We start from the raw sequence: 21017 nt of genomic DNA on the forward strand, positions 1-21017 counted from the left end.
GGTATAGTCTTTATTCTTAACTCCTGTACTAATGCGATTAATCGCGTCTCTCCAAACCCCTAACTTTTTTCATGCCATCCAAAATCTTACCACCGCCCTTGAAACCTGGAGACTTACTACGAGTAATTGCCCCTAGTGGTGCTTTGCGAGAATTTGAGGCATTTGAACATAGTTTAGAAATTTGGCGATCGCGTGGTTATCGAGTAGAAATCACTCCTCAGATAGATGATAAATGGGGTTATCTTGCAGGAAAAGATAAAACTCGTCGTCATCAACTAGCAGCAGCATGGCAAGATCCCGATTGTCGCGGTATTCTCTGCGCCAGAGGTGGTTTTGGTAGCACCCGCATTTTAGAAGATTGGAATTGGCAACAAAATTCAGTACTTCCCAAGTGGCTTATAGGCTTTTCTGATATTACAGCTTTATTGTGGAGCCTTTATATAGCAGGAATTTCCGGCGTTCATGCTCCTGTGCTGACAACTTTGGTAGATGAGCCAGATTGGTCAATTGAGCGATTATTCGATTCGGTAGAAGGTCGTCCTCTCGCGCCTCTCAAAGGTTGCGGGTGGGGTGGTGGCGCGGTAACTGGCACTTTATTACCTGGTAATCTCACGGTGGCAACTAACCTTTTAGCTACACCAATCTTGCCACATCTGGATGGTGTAATTTTGGCGTTGGAAGATGTCACAGAAGCACCCTATCGTATCGATAGGATGCTGACACAGTGGCGTTTGAGCGGTGCTTTGTCTCAAGTCTGCGGTATTGCTTTGGGCGGTTTTACCCGCTGTGAAGCGCCACCAACTGTGTCTAGCTTTAGTGTAGAAGAAGTATTGCGCGATCGCCTGGGCGATTTAAATATTCCGATTGTCTCTAATCTACCTTTTGGTCATGATAGTCCCAATGCAGCATTACCAGTAGGTGTAGAAGCAACTTTAAATGGGGATACGGGGATATTAGCGATCGCACCATAGTTTCCTGCAAATATTTTTATCACAAAAAGTTTTGGTAGTACATAAAATCAAATAATATCCAAGTTAAAGGAGATTATTACTATTCATTTTTTCAGAATTTTTTGAAACCATTCTTCTGTGCGATCGCCCATAGCTTCTAAAGAGTATAAAGTTTCTGCTTGCTGGCGACAAGCTTGGCGGTCAATTTCATCCAAATGTTGAATCGCTTCTACTAAACCTTGGACACTATCTGGTTCCACTAAGAAACCAGTTTTGCCTTCTTGGACAATTTCTGTTAAACCACCCCGACGATAGGCAATTAAAGGTACTCCACAAGCAAGCGCCTCTATTGCTACATTTCCAAATGCTTCTATCCAACGAGGAGTTACTAAAAGTGCTTGACATTTACCTAGCTCCTTTTGTAGCTCAACCGTTGGTAAAAATCCGACATATTCTATGGGAGCATCAGGGTATTGTTGACAAATCTTCTCCCAGTAAGATACATCCTGTTTTAACCCGAATATTTTCAGTGTAATTCCGATTATTTCTGCTGCTGCTACCGCATCTTCTAGTCCTTTTTCAGGAGCTATCCTACCTACCCACGCCAAGCTCTGAGTTAGTTCGGGACAAAATTGATAAATAGATAAATCCAAACCATTCAGTAGACAAATACACCGTTCTGTAAATGTAAAAGTTGCTGCCTGTGTTTGACTGTGAACACCAATACTACTTGGAAAATTGATTGCTACTTGTTCAATAATCTGATCCATTGCATCTGTCAAAGAACCCATACTAATTAGATGGGCGATCGGACGGTTAAAAAATGGTGTTAAATACAGTGGCAGCCAATCATAAGCAAAATTAACAATCAAATCATAATCTGCTTGCACTTGGCGAGCATAATCCCACATATTCGCTAAAACAGAATTTTTATGCAGCAAAATCGGATCACTACGACTCTGATTTTGGGCTGGTATCTGTATTAGTTCTCCGGAGATTTCTCTAATAGGTAATGAATTACTGACAGAACCCTGTGGTGCAACAATTTCTAATTGATGTCCTCGCCGCAGCATCTCTGTAGCAATATTAGATAGGGTCAACTCTACTCCGCCTCCCAATCCTGAACCTAACGCACCCATTGGTGTAGACATAAATAAGAATTTCTGGTACATTTTCGTCGTTAATGTATTTTCACAAAAATTATTTTTTCACCTAAACAACGCACTTATTGGGTTTCGCGGTGGCTCCATCCAAAAGACATGAAATTAAATTCAACTCTGCTTACGGTAGCAGCGGGTTGTAATCAGGTAAGGGTGAAAAACCTCTAAGAAGTGACTCTGAAGTGTATGGAAAAATGTTTCTACTACTTTAGATCATCTAAACGAAAAGGGTATTCTTGATTAAAAACTTTAAAGAAATACCAATTCACTATCATCTTACCTTCAGAGTTCAAAGCTTGATAAAATCGTAAGAACTGCTGGCTAATATCTAACACATGTTCTAAAAAATAGCCTTGCTCAGGGTGTTGTTCTTAATGGGATGATTCAGGTGGATGACTAAGGTCATTGGGACGGTTGTCAAAAAGCTTTAGACGATTTTGAACCTTTGAGAGAGAAGCAATTTAACCTTCATCGAATTGACTACACTGCGGTATGGTTTAAGAATAGTAACGTGATAGATGCCCAACACATTTAATAATTGGCATGAACCTTACCCTTTTACAATCTCAAGTTCAGCATTTTTATCGCAAGTTGATCAATTCGGCTTGGCAACTTTCACTTCTGTTAATTGTTGTCAGTATATGTATAATATTTTTATCTGGTTGTCAAGGGAAAGTCCAGAAGAATGACGGTATAATTCATCTGAGTCTATGGCAATCAATCAATCCTCCTATTAATCGGGATGTGTTTAACAAACTAGTAGATAAATTTAATCAGACTCATACTGATGTTCAGGTAGAATCTATCTTCATAGGTCAACCACAATTGCCAAAAATATTAACAGCAGTTGTGGGGAATGCACCTCCAGATATTCTGTCATTCGATCCTCAATTGACAGGTCAATTTATGGAACTAGGGGCAATTCGACCTTTAGAAAAATGGCTGGATAAATTGCCATTGAAGTCGGAAATTAGCCCCAACCTATGGGAAGAATTAAAATTAGACGGGCATCTTTGGTCAATCCCACTCTACACCAGCAATCTAGGCATTTTTTACCGACCTAAACTTTTCCAAGCTGCGGGAATTACGCAAATTCCTAAGACTTGGGAAGAGTTGAGGAAAGTCGCCAAAAAATTAACCATAGATCGGAATGGGGATAATCAACCTGAACAGTACGGAATATTACTGCCTTTAGGAAAGGAAGAATGGACTGTCTTTAGTTGGTTCCCCTTTTTATTGAGCGCTGGGGGAGAGATTGTGACCAATAACCACCCGAATCTGACGAATCCCGGTGCGATCGCAGCCTTAAAATTTTGGCACGACCTGTTAACAGATGGTTCGGCAACACTTTCTTCCCCAGAACGAGGTTATGAAGAAGATGCTTTTATTGGGGGTCGTGTTGCTATGCAGATCACAGGCCCTTGGACTTATATAATTAAGTCCAACGTCGATTATAAGGTATTCCCCATACCTGCTAATGTGAAGCCTGCTAGCGTGACCAGCACTGGAAATATGTATGTGATGAAGACCACACCGACAAGAGAACAAGCTGCACTCAAGTTTTTAGAGTATGTTTTGAGTGAAGAATTCCAAAAAGAATGGAGTATCGGAACCGGTTTTTTACCAGTTAACCTGAAAGCTGCTCAAAGTGAAGCTTATCAGCAATTCATCAACCAAAAACCTTGGTTAAAAGTGTTTTTGGAACAAATTCCTCTGGCTGGCACTCGACCGATTATTCCTGGATATAGTCGTATTTCTGAGAGTCTTGGTCGAGCGATCGAGGCTACATTGCTAGGAGAGTCTGCTGAAAAAACGCTGAAGATAGCACAAGAGCGTTTAGAACTGATTTGGGATCAATAATCAGCAATCAGCTTATACATGATGATTTGCAAAGCTCGTGCCTAATCTGAGTTGATAACAATTATGCAGAAATTCCACTTTGGCGATGTGAATTTCTTTTCAATGTACACAAGCCAATTGCTGGTATAGCTCCTAGAATTGCTGCCGTAAAGCCTTGTCCACTCCAATACAATATAAAATTACGGTTTACTTCTGGAATCAAATTTTGTACAAGAAAAAGCAACCAAACCAAAATAGTGATCAAGAAGAAAGAGATTGAGGGTAAAAAATTCCACCACCAAATGCTAGCTGTATATCGCCTCAATACCAGCCATTGGCAAATACCGAGCCAAATTCCAGAGATTATATATGCGATCGCAGATAGAAATCCCAAAATCAAAGTATCTTCAGGAGATGATGAGGCAATGGTTGAAATGTAGTTAATCCAGGCTGTAGAAACACCGTTGGCAATCAGCCAACCTACACTAGTAGCAAATAGCCACTGCCAACCAGGTAAATATCGATAAATTACTAGGGCTTGGTCAGCAGCGAAAATTACGGCAAATACAACGTTACTGAGACTTCTAACCAAAATGCTCCATGTTTGTGGTTGGATAGGAACGCTAGATGAGAGACTTTGGAGAATAATTTTCTCTAAGGCGATACTGGCAACGCCACCCACAACCCATCCGATCAGGGTCATTAAGGTAAACTGAATAAAAAACCTCTGTCGCTGCGATCGCGGAATTAAAAGCTTTCCTGGGTTAGGCTCGTTATTAGCAGATGCAACACGATCAGGACTGTTAGAGTCAGTTTGCATAGGAAGTTAGGGGAGTGAGGGAATAGGGAGATACAGGGGGAGAATAACCAATACAACTCTTGGAGAGGCTGCGCCTTAAGCGTAGCTATGCCGCAGGCTTTACGGCAACTCTTAGAGACGCTACGCGTAGCTTACTTCCCCGTAGGGATACGCTAAGTACAAGTGCCCAATGCCCAATCCTCAATTAAATATTGATTCTTGTTTTACCCTATTTCTCACTCGCCAGTCCCTATTTTCCATTCCCCACTCGCTACTCGCCACTCTCCCAAGGCGGGTATGTTATGTCAATAATAGCAGCTTATTCTCAATAAATCTGAAACTAATCTCATTAACATATGCTTATTGCTAAAGATTTCGGGGTAGGCCGCAACACTTCTCGGATAAGAATGGTAGGTTGGGTTGAGCGGTGGCGAAACCCAACGAACGGTTGATAATATTGGGTTTCGTTCCTCAACTCAACCTACTCCTACTTTAACTTTATTGCCGTTTAACCGAGAAGTATTAGTGTAGCCCGTCGTAGACATCGCTTTGAGTTTCGGAAACTAAACCAAACGAGAAATGGTGATTCTTTTGTTCGTTCTTAACCTTGATTGTGATCAAGAGTAATTTAGATGCGTTTGTCCTGCCCACTAGAATTGCACAAGAACCTTCACTTAATCTTTAAAGATATTTTAGTATATATACCGTATCTTTTACGACTAAAAAAAATCACAATAGGATTACAAAGCATCAAGATAAACTTACATCTTCGAGCTTGTTGTACCCAACAAAAGTCATCTAGAAGGACATAAGAATCTTTGTGATTTTATTCTATGTTGTTGGAGTAATAAAATCAGTTTTTCATAGCTAGGTTTAAAGAAAAGTTCAGTCTTAATTATCTTTGTGTTTCTCAAGGTTTATTACTAGAATGCTGCAAAAATTATCCTTGGCTTTAGTAGCAACATCTGTTGTGGTCATAAGTGCAAATCCAGCCAGTGCCGTAACTCTGCAAGTCAACACTGGCCCGTTTTCTAGCTACTCTAATACCAAAACTGTCACCTTTGACGATGGCACAGCAAATGATCCCAATGGATTTGTTACCTACTCTAATATTACTACTAACATTGTTCAAGGTAGTGTATCTGGTCAATACGCCTCACCTTATGGGGATAATACCAAATTTTTAACAATTGCTCCATCAGGTAGTAATGTTGCAGGAGACAGTGGGTTTGTCAATATTAACTTCAAAGAAGCTGTTGATTACTTCGGTTTTTATGCAGGCTCATTGGATAGTTATAACTATATTGACATTTATAAAGGTAATCAGTTGTTAAAGACCTTTAGTGGTGCAGATGTGCCAACTGCTATAGCTGATGGTAGTTGGACTAGTACTCAAGCTAATATGTTTATCAATCTTGTAGCTGGAACAGGAGAAACATTTGACCGAGTTGTAATGCGCTCAGATGGTATTGCCTTTGAAACAGATAACCACGCCTATAGACTAGCTAGCCAGAGCGTTCCCGAACCTAATGCGATGTTAGGTGTGTTAGCAATAGGTGCTTGTGGTATGACTTCACTCTTCAAACGCTCACAACATAAAGTGACAGTGAAAGCATAAATTTATCAGGATACCCATTGAAAATCCTTAAGGATGTGTCTCTACACTTGGCGTAGAGACACATCTGTTACTTGTCATGCACTTTTCCTGATGCGTTCCCTTCATGCATAAGTGAGAGGTGCATTTCTATGTGATACTTAAAACGATGATTTCATGGGATAAGTCAAAAAAACAATAACTTGTAGCGCTTGCTGGCATTAATGCTGTAGTCAAGCCAACCGAGCGCTGATATCCAAAATATTTAAAATATTACTAATACGTCATGGCAGAAATTAACCTACCATCTGGAATGGTTAAAAAGCTTACGGGATAAGTATTTTTTATTTTGACTTTTGCCTTATTGTACTAGTTATCTAATGTTTCGCACCAAAAAATTTGGTTGACCACAGCTTTTTTGCGAGCTTTTTAATATTTCCGCTTTAATTCTGGCGGTAATTACTGTTTATAAGTGTCTCCTGAGATATCTGCATGGGATAAGTTGTAAAGAAAAATTACAAATAATGCCTTATTAATTTATTAACTTACTCAAAATTGATCGGGAGCGAATCAAAATTTTGTCTGGTAAAATCAAGCTTTCATCTCAATAGCCCCTTATATTTGCCCATAAATGGCCTTTTTAGGCGTAGGCGTAGCTTGTCGTAGACATCGCTTTGAGTCTTGGAAACTAAACCAAAGGAAAAAATTAGCATTTTTCCTTTGGTTCTTAACCTTGGTTGCGATCAAGAGTAATTTTAGATGCGTTTACCCTGCTACTCACCTTTTCCTGACAAGTTGCTAATAAGCTAATAAAGTGTAATTCATAATGATAAGCTAAACAGTGGCAGAAAAAAGTGACTCTTTAGGATGAAGTAATAAATGGGTGTTTCTTCAACGACTCCTCATCTCTTACGGGCTGCTCGTGGTGAAGTAGTAGATCGTCCCCCTGTATGGATGATGCGACAAGCAGGACGATATATGAAAGCATATCGAGACTTAAGAGAGCAGTATCCTTCGTTTCGCGATCGCTCGGAAATTCCAGATGTAGCAATTGAGGTTTCTTTGCAACCGTGGAGAGCCTTCCAACCAGATGGAGTAATTTTATTTTCTGATATTGTCACCCCATTACCTGGTTTGGGTATTGACATGGATATTGCCGAAGGTAAAGGGCCAATCATTCACTCGCCCCTGCGGACTCAAGAACAAATTGATCGTTTGCGTCCCTTAGAACCAGAAGCAGCTCTACCATTTATCAAAACAATTTTGCAGACGCTGCGATCTGTTGTAGGCGATAAATCAACGGTGTTGGGCTTTGTGGGTGCGCCGTGGACGTTAGCAGCTTATGCAGTAGAGGGAAAAGGTTCTAAAACCTACTCCATCATCAAAAACATGGCATTTTCCGAGCCAATGATACTGCATCAATTGTTAGCTAAATTAGCAGATGCGATCGCCATCTATGCCCGCTACCAAATTGACTCTGGTGCTCAAGTTGTGCAAATGTTCGATTCTTGGGCGGGTCAGTTGAGTCCTCAAGATTATGACACCTTTGCTCTCCCCTATCAACAGAGAGTTTTCCAGCAAGTCAAGCAAACCCACCCCGATACACCTTTGATTTTGCTAGTTAGCGGTAGTGCGGGTGTGTTGGAAAGAATGGGACAATCTGGCGCTGATATTGTCAGTGTAGACTGGGCAGTGGATATGGCAGATGCACGGGCAAGATTGGGCAAGCAAGTCAAAGTTCAAGGAAATCTTGATCCAGGCGTGCTATTTGGCTCTAAACAGTTTATCCGTGATCGCATTCTCGATACCGTTCGCAAAGCTGGCAATTGGGGTCACATTCTCAATCTCGGCCATGGTGTATTACCAGAAACTCCAGAGGAAAATGTCGCTTTCTTCTTTGAAACCGCAAAGGAACTGAATCTTGCAGGAGTTAAGGCTTGAGAATGAGGAGTTATGAGTTATGAGTTAGGAGTAATAAACTATAAAGTTCTCAGTTGCGAGGTGCAAAGTTATTTTTTTATTCTTAACTCCTCACTTCTAACTCCTAACTTGATTCTTAACTCCTAACTTGATTAATAACTCCTGATTGGGAACTTTTAACTTAATTCTTAACTCTTAACTCCTAACTTATTAAAATCTTAGTATGAGCCAGAAACGGATTTTAGTGACTGGTGCAAGTGGTTGTATAGGTCATTATTTAACAGAAGCCTTAATTAAAGAAACAGATCACGAAGTATATCTGCTAGTTAGGAACCCAAGTAAACTGCAAGTTGATACCAACGCCCGTTCAGGCATCAACGTTTTACAAGGTGATATGCAAAATATTTGCCAGTTTGCCGATTTGCTATCCACAATTGATACGGCGGTACTCACAGCCACAGCTTGGGGTGGTGATCAGACATTTGATATTAATGTCGTCAAGACTATAGAGTTGCTCGAACTGCTAGATCCAGAACGTTGCCAGCAGGTGATTTATTTTTCGACAGCTAGTGTTTTGGATCGCTACAATCAACCATTAAAAGAAGCCGGGGAAATTGGGACAGATTACATTCGTTCTAAATATGAGTGTTTAGATAAAAAAGAAAAATTAGCGCTCGCACCCAAAATTACCACGGTATTTCCCACTTTAGTATTAGGTGGTGATGCCAATAAACCCTATTCTCACCTCACATCTGGCATTCCAGAAGTTACGAAATATATTAATTTGATTCGCTTTTTAGAAGCCGATGGCAGTTTTCACTTTATCCACGGACGAGACATTGCCACTGTCGTACGATATTTAATTGATCATCCTCCCAAAAATGAGCAATCACGTTGGCTTGTTTTAGGTCAAGCACCGTTAACTGCTACTCAAGCAGTGAAAGAAGTTTGTGCTTATCTAGGCAAAAAGATTTACTTTCGCATTCCCGTATCTATAGCATTAGCTAATTTGATTATTGTTCTGTTCCACATTCAGATGGCTGCTTGGGATCGGTTTTGCATGAACTATCGGCATTTCACTTATGAAAAAGCAATTAATCCCCATAGTTTCGGCTTGCCAAATTATTGTACAACCATGAGTGATGTTTTGAAAATTAGCGGTGTTGAAGCTCCTAACTAATCTCTGTAATAAATTACACTAATTCTTGAGATAAATCTTGTGATTACTGAGTGTAGTTATCATAGCGAAACACTTACTTTTGACGGCTGTATTCTCTTAATTCGTTCCAATTTCAGAGAAAAATATTAGTGCTAAACTAGAACAACTTTAAGAAAAAGTCAATAACTCTTAATTTTCGTTAAAGTGGGATAACAATCAAAGTGTGAGGATTGATACTAGATGCGAATCTTGTTAGTGTATCCGATATTTCCCAAAACCTTTTGGTCATATGAAAAAATCTTGGAGTTAGTTGATCGCAAGGTTTTATTACCACCTCTGGGTTTAGTAACAGTAGCCGCGATTCTGCCCCAAGAATGGGAATTCAAGCTGGTCGATCGCAACATCCGTCCAGCAACAGAAGCAGAATGGGCATGGGCAGATGTAGTAATTCTCTCGGCGATGATTGTCCAGAAACAAGATTTACTTGACCAAATTCAAGAAGCAAAAAAACGTGGCAAGCTAGTCGCAGTCGGCGGCCCCTACCCCACCTCTGTACCTCACGAAGTTGAAAATGTTGGCGCAGATTTTCTGATTCTGGATGAAGGGGAAATCACGCTGCCCATGTTTATTGAAGCAATAAAAAGGGGAGACACATCTGGCACTTTCCGCGCCACTGAAAAACCTGATGTGACAACCACACCAATACCCCGCTTTGATTTATTAGAATTTGATGCCTATGACATGATGTCGGTGCAATTTTCGCGTGGGTGTCCCTTCCAGTGCGAATTTTGCGACATTATTGTTCTCTACGGGCGCAAACCGCGCACCAAAAACCCAGCACAACTGTTGGCAGAGTTAGATTACCTCTACAAATTGGGTTGGCGGCGGGGTGTGTTTATGGTGGATGATAACTTTATTGGCAACAAGCGAAATGTGAAATTGTTGCTCAAAGAGTTAAAAGTCTGGATGGCAGAACACAAGTATCCCTTCCGATTTGACACTGAAGCTTCAGTTGACTTAGCACAAGACTCAGAAATGTTGGAGTTGATGGTTGAGTGTGGTTTCTCGGCGGTGTTTTTGGGAATCGAAACGCCGGATGAGGATAGTTTGCAAATGACCAAGAAGTTTCAAAATACTCGCAGTTCCCTAACTGAGGCAGTGCAAACCATCACCAAAGCAGGATTGCGCCCAATGGCTGGGTTTATTATTGGGTTTGATGGCGAAAAAGCAGGTGCAGGCGATCGCATTGTCCGCTTTGCTGAACAAGCAGCTATTCCCTCTACTACTTTTGCCATGTTGCAAGCGTTACCTAACACCGCGCTTTGGCATCGCCTGAAAAAGGAAGGACGACTGCGGGAAAACCAAGATGGCAACATCAACCAAACAACATTGATGAACTTCCTTCCCACCCGTCCCCTGGAAGAACTTGCACGAGAATATATTGAGGCGTTTTGTACTTTATACGACCCGATGCAATACTTGGATCGTACCTACCGCTGTTTCTTGATGATGGGTTTGCCAAGTTGGAAAGCACCAGCCAAAATGCCTGAGTGGGTAGTTATTAGAGCGCTGCTGACTGTAATTTGGCGACAAGGAATCAAACGGGAAACTCGCTGGAAATTCTGGCATCATTTGTTCAGCATCATCAAGCGTAACCCAGGAGTTGTTGAACATTACATTGCTGCTTGTGCCCACAACGAACATTTTCTTGAGTATCGCCAAATTGTGCGCGATCAAATTGAAAGCCAGCTAGCAGAATATCTAGCACAAGGTGCAGAAAATCCATATGTGCTAGTTAAGGAAAAAGTAGAACAAAAAGCTGAAGCGGTAGTCAGTTAAGAGGATGTTTGAAAGCTCGTAAGGTATACTATAAACCAATACGCTTGGGTTAAGGATAATTGTAGGTTGGGTTGAACGTAGCGAAACCCAACAAAGTCGCGTTTAGTGTTGGGTTTCGTCCCTCAAACGCCACTTGCTTCTCCTAAGAGAGACGCTGCGCGTAGCTTGCTTTCCCGTAGGGGTACAAGTCGGGAAACAGCAAGGGCGCAGTGGCTCCCCGAACTACGCTGGTTTTGGTTTACAATATGTCAGTTTAACTTACTTTACAACCATGCGCTTAAAATAGTACTCTCCTAACTTGAGTAGCAGCGGAAGAAGTGGTGTAACTACAGAAAGCAAGTATTGACTATTAACCTTACGTATATAGTGGCATTTATATTTTATCTACCGCGATCGCGTTCTAAATCATCAATCACTTTTTGCAAATACCACTCGTCTGACATCCCAGGATAATTATCTTGTTTCTGCTGAATCAATCGTTCGGCAATTTCCCAATATCCCCCAACCATTCGCAAAAGTCGCTGACGTAGCAGGTTATATTTTTGCTTTTTTGGCTCTGGACTAAATTTCTGGATTTTTTCAAGGCTACTTAAGACTTGTTGGTAATTTACCCAGTCTTCTTGTTCACAAAAGATACTCGCCGCCCGTTGATAATCTTCCAGAGCATTTTGCATTTCTTCTAAGCAAGTATAGGCAATGCCGCGATTGTAGTAAGCTTGAGCATCATCGGGATTAATTTGCAGCGCTTGGGTGTAATCTTGAATTGCACCGAGATAATTGCCCGTTGTCCGATAGGCATTACCTCTGGCAATATAGACTAAAGGATCTTCCGGTTGCATCTGGAGTGCTTGGTTAAGATCCGCGATCGCACCTTGATGATCTCCCAATACAGAACGGGCTTTGCCACGGTTGCGATAGACAATCGCATCTTGAAAATTTAATCGCAATGCTTGATTAAAATCTGCGATCGCTTCTCGATAATTCCCCATTTTACAACGCACAACCCCACGACAGCAGTAAGCTTGGGCATCTTGCGGATCGGCTTTTAATACCCAATTTAAATCGGCGAGTGCCTCTTGTGTATCTCCCTTTTCAGCCTTTTCTAATAATTGCCTAAAATAATCATTGGTGGATAAAATTGGCGTATTGGTAGAATGCGATTGCTGTACAACAGGTAATTCTTTGGGTTGTAGCTGTTTAATTTGTTCCAGACACAGACGACAATTGTCTTTATCCTGTTGTTCTAAATATAATTGTGCAGCTTTTTTAAAGTTAGCGATCGCATCTTGAATATAACCCTGTTTGCGCCGTACTATTCCCCGCAGATTATAAGCAGCAGCATAATTGAGATTAAGACCAATAGCGCGTTCAACATCCTCCAGCGCCCCCGGCAGATTTTTCAGCGTTACCCTTGCTAATCCACGACAATAATATGCCTCCACACTTTCAGGATTAAGCTTCAGGGCTTCGGTATAATCTGAAACAGCATTCAGGATTGCTCCTAAGTCATAATGTGCCAAACCCCGTTGCAAGTATGCTTCGGGAAAGTAAGCTGTTAGTTCTAAAGCATGGTTAAATTCTTCAATTGCTCCAGCGTAGTCTTTTCGCCTAGCCTTTTCCAATCCTCTATTGTATAATTCGTCATTCATGGCATTTGTTTAGTTGATTCAGTTAGTTGAATTCCAGCAGGCTTGTTTCGTAGCCTAACCTATCCACTTACCTTTAATATTCTAAGTATTCAACGTGGCTTTGCTTCATTTCATATTTTCAGTGAATTGAAACGAACACTCCACCCTAAGTTGTTATAAATCAGTAAACCACAAACTTTTGAAGCTTCGCTACAACTGGCTATGCCAAGGTATTTGCAATGGTTTGACTCTTGCATTCCACGAATGACTAAGTTTGTATACTCCTTTGTTCCAACGGATTTTAAGTCTTACTGTTGCCTGACTTGAAAACGGACACTGTGTTAGCAGACAAAGGATACGATGCTGATGCACGAGTAATCAATGTTCTTCAAGCACAACACAAGACTCCTGTCATTCCCTCCAAGCGTAATCGCACCACTAAGCGCGATTATGACAAAGACTTGTACAAAGCCCGTCACTTAATTGAAAACATATGAGCCAAACTCAAGCAGTACCGTGCGATCGCCACCCGCTATGACAAACTCAAAGTCAATTTTCTCAGTGCAATTTACCTCGCTGCTACGGTGATTTGGCTCAACTGATGACACGCCCTATTGATTTAAATTTAATCTGCTACTATGTTGAGGCAAATTCATCAGAAGCGCCTTAGATATATCGAAGTCAATCTAAATCTGGTACTTATTCATTTTACTTCTTGAGCAACTTTATATGTTATTAACAAAAATAAGCGTGTGACTCTTAATTGATGAGTGGCAAGTTTGGGTGTTGGGGAACTCTCGCAATTTCTGAGATGCTGACTCGTGTATTGAAAAATGTATCAGTAAAAATCTGTGGTTACTCTGGACTGATGCTTCCAGTTTGTGAAGATGTTGGATTAACTACCAGAGCTAACGAGCAAGCCTATGATATTACAAATTTATTATATTCAGCAGTTTATGGTTGTGGACTGGATACAGTTCCAATTCCAGGTGATGATATCACAATTGAAGCAATTGCAGCTTTATTAATTGATATGGCAACTTTAGGTATCAAGTTAGATAAACCACTACCAGCCGGATTATTTCCAATTCCAAATAAAAAAGCTGGGGAAATGACTACATTCAATTCCCCATATCTCGTAGATTGTAAAATATTTACAGTTAACTAAAATTATTCTGAAAGCAAGCTAGGAGAAGTTAGTACAAAAATATCCCAACTTCCTTGAGCGTCAGTTTTTGGTTTTATGGGATTGGCGAAGTGGAAAAAATCATGGTCATTAACCAATAAAAGTTCCCCCGGATTTAGAACTTTGCTAAATACAGGCTTTTCTTTTTTCGCAGTATACAAATGTGTTTCTCCACCTTCAATATTATCTCTATCTACTGAGAAGATACCAATAAAATCAGTACCATCTTGATGGATACCTTCAGGCGCTGGATTAGCTGAATTATCTGGTGAACAAATAATTCTAATTTGATGAACACCGATTTCAGCTTCTGGATGAAGTTTACAAGAATCACTAAATGCTAAGACAAGATTTCTGAAAATATCAAGTTCTATGAGTTCATCATCTAATTCTGCAAACTCTCTTTTTACATCACCCACTAATCGATTATACTCTTTACTTTGAAAGAAGTAGCCATGAGGTAATTTGATTAACTCATTTCCAGAGACTGTGAACCGAGATAATCTTCTCGAACGATAGTTGCCTTTGATATAAGGGTCAATAGGCATATTACTAAAAAATGGCTTGAAGCCTTCTGGATTGATCGAATTTACCTTTCTAAGAGTAAACAGAAAAGCATATTCTAATTCCGTTGCTGTCCACACTTTTTGCATAGGATTTACCTCCTTGCACATTGAAATTCTCCCAAATTTTTCTTTATGGGAGGCTTATAACACCTAGTATATGCTACTTTTTATTAAGATGTTGTCAATTTAACTACAAAATTTGACTCTTTGTGATATATAAAGTTACTCACATTCTGTCACAGGGTGGAGTAATACTCATGGGTGTATAAGTAGCTGCTGAAAAGATTTACTGATGGGCGTTCGGTGGGGAAGAAATCGACGTATATTTACTAGCAGCAACAAGGTTCCATAATGATTGATTGGCTTTACCGTTACCCACCTTTGTATCCGGGTATTCTGCTAAAACGCTACAAGCGGTTTTTTGCTGACGTTCAACTTACTTCTGGCGAAATAGTGACAGCACACTGTCCAAATACAGGGCCAATGACTGGAGTATCGACTCCCCAAAGTGCGGTACAGCTTTCCAAAAGCGATAATCTTAACCGCAAATTGGCTTACACTTTAGAACTAATTCAGGTAGATGATAACCAGCCGACTTGGGTAGGTATAAATACTTTTCTACCCAATCGGGTGGTAAAGATAGCTTTGGCGAAACACCTTTTCCCAGAATTGGGCGACTATAGTCAAATCAAGGGCGAGGTGGTTTATGGACTAGATAAAAAAAGTCGAGTGGATTTTTTCTTGATGGGGAGTAATGAGGAACGCCCGATTTATTTAGAAGTGAAAAATACAACTTTGTCTGAGGGGAGATTAGCCCTATTTCCTGATACGGAGACTACAAGAGGACAAAAGCACTTGCGAGAACTAATGGCGCTACTACCTCTAACTCGTGCGGTGATGCTTTACTTTATCAATCGCAGTGATTGTACTGAGTTTTCCCCTGGCGATCGCACAGATCCTGTATATGGTAAATTATTACGGGATGCGATCACACTTGGTTTAGAAGTCTTACCTTGCCGTTTTGACATTTCCCCCGAAGGTATCCGTTATTTGGGTTTGGCAAAACTAAAAATTTGATTACATCTAATCAAACACTAGAGACGTTGCAATCCAATGTCTCTAAACGCATGAAACAATAAATCCATCTAGACAATATCTAGATGGATTTATTGGTAGTTGGTGTTTACTAAAAGACATCCAACCAGACTGTTATCAACAAACGACTATAGGTAGTCGCCCCACAAATAGCATTCGCTATTGTGAGGTTTACTTATGCAGGAATCAAAACTGTATCAATGACGTGGATGACACCATTATCAGCAGCAACATCTGGTGTTGCAACTTTTGCATCATTGATCTTAACGCCATTAGAAGCGTCAATTTTTACATCTGAACCTTCAACTGTTGTAGCTGTCTTCAGTTTAACTACATCAGCAGCTAGTACCTTACCTGAGACAACATGATAGGTCAAGATTTTCTTGAGCTTTGGAATGTCTTGAAGTAATGCGTCTACTGTACCTGCTGGAAGCTTGTTAAACGCTTCATCAGTGGGTGCGAAGACAGTGAATGGACCAGGACCTTTCAGTGTATCTACCAAACCAGCAGCTTGGATTGCTGCAACTAGTGTCGTGAAAGAACCATTATTAGTGGCAGTGTCAACTATGTTGGCCATGTGTTTACCTAGTTCTGTGTAATCTGTTACAAATCTAGACTATTTATTTTATAAAATCTATCTATCGTTAGATGCATGTTAAACAAAATGTTTTATTGCTATGATTAAAAATTGTAAATATTTTTATCTAAACAGAGAATTATATGAAATTGATCCAGGCGGTTGCTATACAAGCACTTTTGGATGCAAGCGCTCCTTTTTCTTCTACACAGATGTAGGGGCGATGCCTGTTGAGTAGTATCAACGCAGCAATTTAATTACCAAATAAATTAGTATATAAATTGGGAAACGCGCCTCATTTTTAAAATATTGGTATTACAAAAATTTTAATTATTTAGAATTTAGCCGATAAACTTATGACAAAACTCCTGCCACACAATCAACCTAGCTTTTTTTATAATATTTAGCATAAATGCATTTGCCCTATTGTCAGGGTTTATTAACCAAAAATATTGGTAATGAGCGTATTTAACTGATAATATTTCATCACTAAATACATTTCACTCGCCGTTTCTGTAATCCTACCTGGAAACAATAAATTTCCATCACACTAATGCTTTTAGCAATTGCGATTGGTCGTTTATTTCCAGAATTGATTATGCGTAGGACTTACGCAAAAACCCTCTCAAACCTCGTTTATCCGTATCCTCTGCCTTCCTTCTATATGATCGGTTTTTTCGTTGCCTGTACGTAAATTATGTGTGTGAGCAATAAGATCCTTAGGTAATATTTTCCCCAAACTATGACTTTCATGAACAGAAGAAGACTTATTACTTGGATTGCTACGGCAATTACCAGCATGATGTTGGTAATTGGCTTACAGTTTGTCAATTTTTCACCAGCAAGTTCCGCAACTACACTTAACGTGTATGCGGCTGTCAGCTTAACAAATGTGCTGAATACCATTAAGACTCAGTACCAAAATGCTAACCCAGGTGTCAACGTTGTCTATACATTTGGTGCTTCTGGTACGTTGCTCAAGCAAATACAAGCAGGAGCACCAGCAGATATTTTCATTTCTGCTGCCAACGACCAAATAAATGTTTTGCAGAATTCAACTCCAAGTAAATTGGTTGCAGGTACTCGTAAAAACGTCGTCAAAAACAGTCTAGTTTTGATTGTTCCTACGACATTAAAGAAGGCAATTAGAAGCAATTAGTTACAGGACTTACGCAAAATCATGATAAAACGTAGACGCGTTGGCGCAGCCTCTCCTAGAGAAGCGGCTTGCCGCAGGCTACCGCAAAGGACGCATAGACACGAAGTGGCTTCCCGCAGGGTAGGACACAAAGGAATAAGAGTTTCAGAGAGTTCTTGCGTAAGTCCTGAGTTAGAAAGAATAACTCTCTCAGAAAACAACAGAGCGTAGACGCGCAGCGGCTTGTCGTTAGACATCGCCATATAATCTCAATAGAAAAAGTGCGTCACCAAATAGCTTGTTGTAGACATCGGCTTACCCTTTTCATAGCTAAATTTTCAAATTTGATAGTCCAATGCAGCTAGAACTTTGCCACAATGCTGGTTTGCAGGTACAGCTTCCAGCATCTTTTTAGGTTTGGGTAAGTTGAGGTTTTTCATTAATTCGATGAACTGGTTGCGGCTGCGTCCTGCAAACCGAGGATTCCAGCACTTTTCCTCGCCAATGGTGGATACTGTCTGTCCTTGGTAGTCGTGACCAGGATATACCAAGGTGTCATCCGGTAATGTGAATAGCTTCTGAGTAACGGCATCATACAGTGATCCAGCGTCGCCGCTTTGGAAGTCGGTACGACCGCAACCCCGGATGAACAGGGCATCTCCAGTTAATAGATGAGTGTCGTTGACTAAGTATGTCATGTGGCTGTCAGTGTGACCAGGGGTAGCGATCGCCCGAATCTGCACGTTCCCAAATTCCAACATATTTCCATCGGCAATGTACTGGTCTGCACAGGTAGCCGCGGCATTCTCAGGCACAATCCCTAAACAACTCGTAAGTGATCTGAGTCTGTCTGTGCCAGTGATGTGGTCAGCATGGATGTGAGTTTCCAGACAATAGTTTAGGGTCAGCCCCAATTGTCGCAATATCTGAAGATCACGTTCGACCTGCTCTAATACAGGATCAATTAGGATAGCTGTTTTGGTTTCTGGGTCGGCTATTAGGTAAGTATAAGTACAAGATTCTTTATCGAATAATTGACGAAATAACATAGCAGGTTTCTTCAACGCCAAAGTAGTAGCATCGGGTTTTGGATTGAGAGATTTCAGTAACTCCTGTGCCAAATTTGCTGCTTGAACCCGAATTTCAGGAACAGCGGTGGTTTCCCAAAGATTGCCCTTGCGCGGTGTCCCCAAGGTGTACAGCATTTGAGATACATTTCCATCTGCATCAATCAGCGCACCATTTAGGGCAGTGTCGATTCCCATTGACAATGTGTTAGGACGGATCAGCCGTTGTTCTTGGAGGCTAGCGACCAATGGGTGCTGCAATTTGAGGTAATCACAATTTGCGCCGGTGCAGTTGACAATCCGCTTAACTCGCAAAACGATATCTTTGTGCGTCCCCCGTTCACAGATTTTCACATTCACTCCATTCTCAAACTCCTGACAACTTTGAATCCGACCTGCGTAATGGATCAGTTGACCAGACTCCATTGCAGCATCCAGTACTTCGGCAATTTCTTCAGCAATCCGATGACGGTGAACTTCCCAGTAAGCTTTGACATGGCGCAGAAATCGCTTCTGTTCCGGCAATGGCAGTGCTTGCCAAAGTTCTGAAATAATTGGACGGATGGCATCAATTACTGCTCGCCAATCTTGAGCCAGTCCGTTGTTGTAGGAACTGGCGTGTCCTTGAGTAAGAGCCTCGCGCAGTTCTTGACGTACCACATGAAGCAGTCCTCGCGCCGTTTTTGGTGCAGTTTCTACATCAAGAAATGCTGGATAAGGAGTTGTTGATTTGTGGCTATAGGGCATTAATCCGTGGCGCGAGACGGTATGAATTTGTCCCTGGAACCCTTGATGGTGCAAGGCAACAACCGCATCTACCATTGTTAACCCAGTGCCCACCAGCAGAATAGCATCCTCTGGATTTAAGTCAGCGATCGCATCAGCAGACCAAGCATCTTTAACATGGTCGTTCTTGAGAGTAGCAATTGGTCTAGGCAGAATTGCGGGGAAATTGCCCAACGCTAACACCGCCTTTTGCACATGCAAACATTGACCACTGCTCAGGTACACTATTGTGTTGCTCGGTTTAGTTTCGATGGCGATCGCTTCATCCACAATCTTCTCTAGCTGCACATTAGCTGCTGCATTTACCTGTGCTGCTTTTAAAGTCGCCTGCACATAATCCCCATAAACCCGACGTGGAACGAAGGTAGATGGAGTTGCCTGTTCATGACCATTTTTGTGCAGCCAATTCAGGAAGTGATTTGGTTGATCACCAAATGCGCTCATCTTATCCGCTGGCACATTCAGCAAGTGACAGTCCACTGGTGTCCCGTAAGCAACTCCTCTACCTATTTCAGAATTACGTTCAATCAACTTGATGGACAGTGGCATGGTTGCGTTGCGTAAAAGATTGGCTGCAACCAGAGAACCGCTAAAGCCACCACCAATGATGGCGATCGCAACTGGAGAGACGGTTAGGTTAAAAATACTGTTGTTCATAAGACATGTGAGTTGCACTTGCTGCTTTCTACTCATTAATTTACCGCCGATAAATTGAAATTTCCGCTTGTCGTAAGCTGTTAGGCGGATGAATTGACTCAAAAAACCACATACACACATGAATAAGTGGGAATTGCACTTAAGTGTCCAATTCTGTAAATCGAGAGAGTGGCGATCGTTAGATTACACAAACTAAAATCTAGACGAGACAAGGTTTTTAAACTATTTATCTAACATTGATGTGTCTATTGCATCCAAATCCGATGCAAATGCCGTGGTTTTTAGTTAACATCAAAAAACCCCTTCAAAAGCGAAAATTTTACCTCTACAATTGTCAATATTTTCTGACACTTCTAGTATTCGAGTTTTAGATAATGTTTGGCTTAATGTCATTAAAGCAATATAGAGGTATTGACAAATACAGTAGCCCTAAATCGATTGTGAGAAAATAATAAGGTTGTGAATTTAACTAAATCTTGGGTGCAAATGTGGAGGCGATCGCTAACTCAATTGAACGAAGCCTATCAAAAGCTTCGTGAAATAAAAAGCACATTTACACACAAACTTATAAGGTAATTAAAATGACGTACGATTCCGAAGATGTGCAACAAATCCTTCAATTAGCACTCACTCGTAAACAGGAAAGTGAATTTTCACGAGAACAGCTTGTAGAAATGGCGTCTGAGTTAGGTATTTCTTCTAATATTTTGGAAACAACAGAACAAAAGTGGTTAGCTCAACAAGAAGAGGAACGGTCACGACGCACATTTAATACTTTCCAACGCAGAGAATTTTGGACACATTTTGTTTCCTTCCTAACAGTGAATTTATTTCTCATTCTCTTGAATTTAATAACTAGTCCTAGTTATTTTTGGGCTATTTTCCCAGTTATAGGCTGGGGGTTAGGACTATTTTTTCATTGGTGGAGTGTTTATCAGACTAAAACAGAGGATTACGAGATAGCCTTTCAGAAATGGCGTGCATAAATTTAACTTCTCTCTACTTTGAAAAATGGAGACACCAACGCATAGCTATACGCCTCTACGAGTTGAGAGTA

Annotated in this window: 16 protein-coding genes and 2 pseudogenes; 11 read left to right on the top strand and 7 right to left on the bottom strand. The window is 40.8% G+C overall.

Translation table 11 applies throughout. The annotated features are described in order from the left end of the window. The first annotated feature begins 71 nt into the window (after positions 1–71). Positions 72–971, top strand: a complete 900-nt coding sequence (locus V7K21_RS01330; protein ID WP_335171036.1) for a S66 peptidase family protein — start codon at positions 72–74, stop codon at positions 969–971. Positions 972–1054: 83 nt separating this feature from the next. Here V7K21_RS01330 and V7K21_RS01335 read toward each other — a convergent pair whose 3' ends face one another. Beyond that, positions 1055–2101: a glycosyltransferase family 4 protein gene (locus tag V7K21_RS01335; RefSeq protein WP_335171037.1), complete on the bottom strand. Its 1047-nt coding sequence runs from the start codon at positions 2099–2101 to the stop codon at positions 1055–1057. Positions 2102–2653: 552 nt separating this feature from the next. Here V7K21_RS01335 and V7K21_RS01340 point away from each other — a divergent pair. After that, entirely contained in the window at positions 2654–3970 is a 1317-nt protein-coding gene (locus V7K21_RS01340) for an ABC transporter substrate-binding protein (protein ID WP_335171038.1), read from the top strand. Between the two features lie 61 nt (positions 3971–4031). Here V7K21_RS01340 and V7K21_RS01345 read toward each other — a convergent pair whose 3' ends face one another. Then, the gene (locus V7K21_RS01345) at positions 4032–4769 is read right to left on the bottom strand and encodes a hypothetical protein (RefSeq protein ID WP_335171039.1); all 738 of its coding nucleotides are present in this window, start codon (positions 4767–4769) and stop codon (positions 4032–4034) included. Between the two features lie 907 nt (positions 4770–5676). On the opposite strand from V7K21_RS01345, the gene V7K21_RS01350 reads away from it, so the two are divergent. From V7K21_RS01350 to V7K21_RS01365, 4 genes are all read left to right on the top strand, one after another. Then, positions 5677–6366 (top strand): Npun_F0296 family exosortase-dependent surface protein, encoded by a 690-nt coding sequence (locus V7K21_RS01350; RefSeq protein WP_335171040.1) that lies wholly within the window; start codon positions 5677–5679, stop codon positions 6364–6366. 855 nt (positions 6367–7221) lie between these two features. Continuing rightward, complete coding sequence (hemE, locus tag V7K21_RS01355) at positions 7222–8283, top strand: uroporphyrinogen decarboxylase (protein ID WP_335171041.1); 1062 nt, start codon at positions 7222–7224, stop codon at positions 8281–8283. A gap of 202 nt (positions 8284–8485) precedes the next feature. Continuing rightward, entirely contained in the window at positions 8486–9442 is a 957-nt protein-coding gene (locus V7K21_RS01360) for an NAD-dependent epimerase/dehydratase family protein (RefSeq protein WP_335171042.1), read from the top strand. Between the two features lie 219 nt (positions 9443–9661). After that, entirely contained in the window at positions 9662–11260 is a 1599-nt protein-coding gene (locus tag V7K21_RS01365) for a B12-binding domain-containing radical SAM protein (protein ID WP_335171043.1), read from the top strand. 380 nt (positions 11261–11640) lie between these two features. On the opposite strand, the gene V7K21_RS01370 is transcribed toward V7K21_RS01365, so the two are convergent. Continuing rightward, positions 11641–12909, bottom strand: coding sequence for a tetratricopeptide repeat protein (locus tag V7K21_RS01370; RefSeq protein ID WP_335171045.1), 1269 nt, complete (start codon positions 12907–12909; stop codon positions 11641–11643). A 431-nt stretch (positions 12910–13340) separates the two neighbouring features. Here V7K21_RS01370 and V7K21_RS30540 point away from each other — a divergent pair. Together V7K21_RS30540 and V7K21_RS01380 are read left to right on the top strand one after the other, a co-directional pair. After that, positions 13341–13490, top strand: a pseudogene (locus V7K21_RS30540) (transposase); the annotation flags it as partial. 161 nt (positions 13491–13651) lie between these two features. Further along, a pseudogene (locus tag V7K21_RS01380) lies at positions 13652–14056 on the top strand (DUF711 family protein); the annotation flags it as partial. A gap of 2 nt (positions 14057–14058) precedes the next feature. Here the strand turns inward: V7K21_RS01380 and V7K21_RS01385 are convergent. Beyond that, positions 14059–14727 carry a 2OG-Fe dioxygenase family protein gene (locus V7K21_RS01385; protein ID WP_335171046.1) on the bottom strand — a complete coding sequence of 223 codons (669 nt, stop codon included), beginning with the start codon at positions 14725–14727 and terminating at the stop codon, positions 14059–14061. 264 nt (positions 14728–14991) lie between these two features. Here V7K21_RS01385 and sfsA point away from each other — a divergent pair, with 264 nt between their 5' ends. Next, positions 14992–15717, top strand: coding sequence for a DNA/RNA nuclease SfsA (gene sfsA, locus V7K21_RS01390; protein ID WP_335171047.1), 726 nt, complete (start codon positions 14992–14994; stop codon positions 15715–15717). Between the two features lie 193 nt (positions 15718–15910). Here the strand turns inward: sfsA and V7K21_RS01395 are convergent, their stop codons facing one another. Beyond that, a complete protein-coding gene (locus tag V7K21_RS01395) occupies positions 15911–16312 on the bottom strand; it encodes a fasciclin domain-containing protein (protein ID WP_335171048.1) in 402 nt (133 codons plus the stop codon). A 751-nt stretch (positions 16313–17063) separates the two neighbouring features. On the opposite strand from V7K21_RS01395, the gene modA reads away from it, so the two are divergent. After that, positions 17064–17471, top strand: a complete 408-nt coding sequence (gene modA, locus V7K21_RS01400) for a molybdate ABC transporter substrate-binding protein (protein WP_335171049.1) — start codon at positions 17064–17066, stop codon at positions 17469–17471. Here the strand turns inward: modA and V7K21_RS01405 are convergent. Beyond that, positions 17468–17707 carry a hypothetical protein gene (locus V7K21_RS01405; RefSeq protein WP_335171050.1) on the bottom strand — a complete coding sequence of 80 codons (240 nt, stop codon included), beginning with the start codon at positions 17705–17707 and terminating at the stop codon, positions 17468–17470. The genes modA and V7K21_RS01405 overlap by 4 nt on opposite strands. 81 nt (positions 17708–17788) lie before the next feature. After that, positions 17789–20062 carry an FAD/NAD(P)-binding protein gene (locus V7K21_RS01410; protein ID WP_335171051.1) on the bottom strand — a complete coding sequence of 758 codons (2274 nt, stop codon included), beginning with the start codon at positions 20060–20062 and terminating at the stop codon, positions 17789–17791. Between the two features lie 479 nt (positions 20063–20541). On the opposite strand from V7K21_RS01410, the gene V7K21_RS01415 reads away from it, so the two are divergent. Further along, the gene (locus V7K21_RS01415) at positions 20542–20946 is read left to right on the top strand and encodes a 2TM domain-containing protein (protein ID WP_335171052.1); all 405 of its coding nucleotides are present in this window, start codon (positions 20542–20544) and stop codon (positions 20944–20946) included. The last annotated feature ends 71 nt before the right edge of the window (positions 20947–21017 follow it).

Source organism: Nostoc sp., assembly GCF_036919595.1.
Classification (GTDB): Bacteria; Cyanobacteriota; Cyanobacteriia; order Cyanobacteriales; family Nostocaceae; genus Nostoc.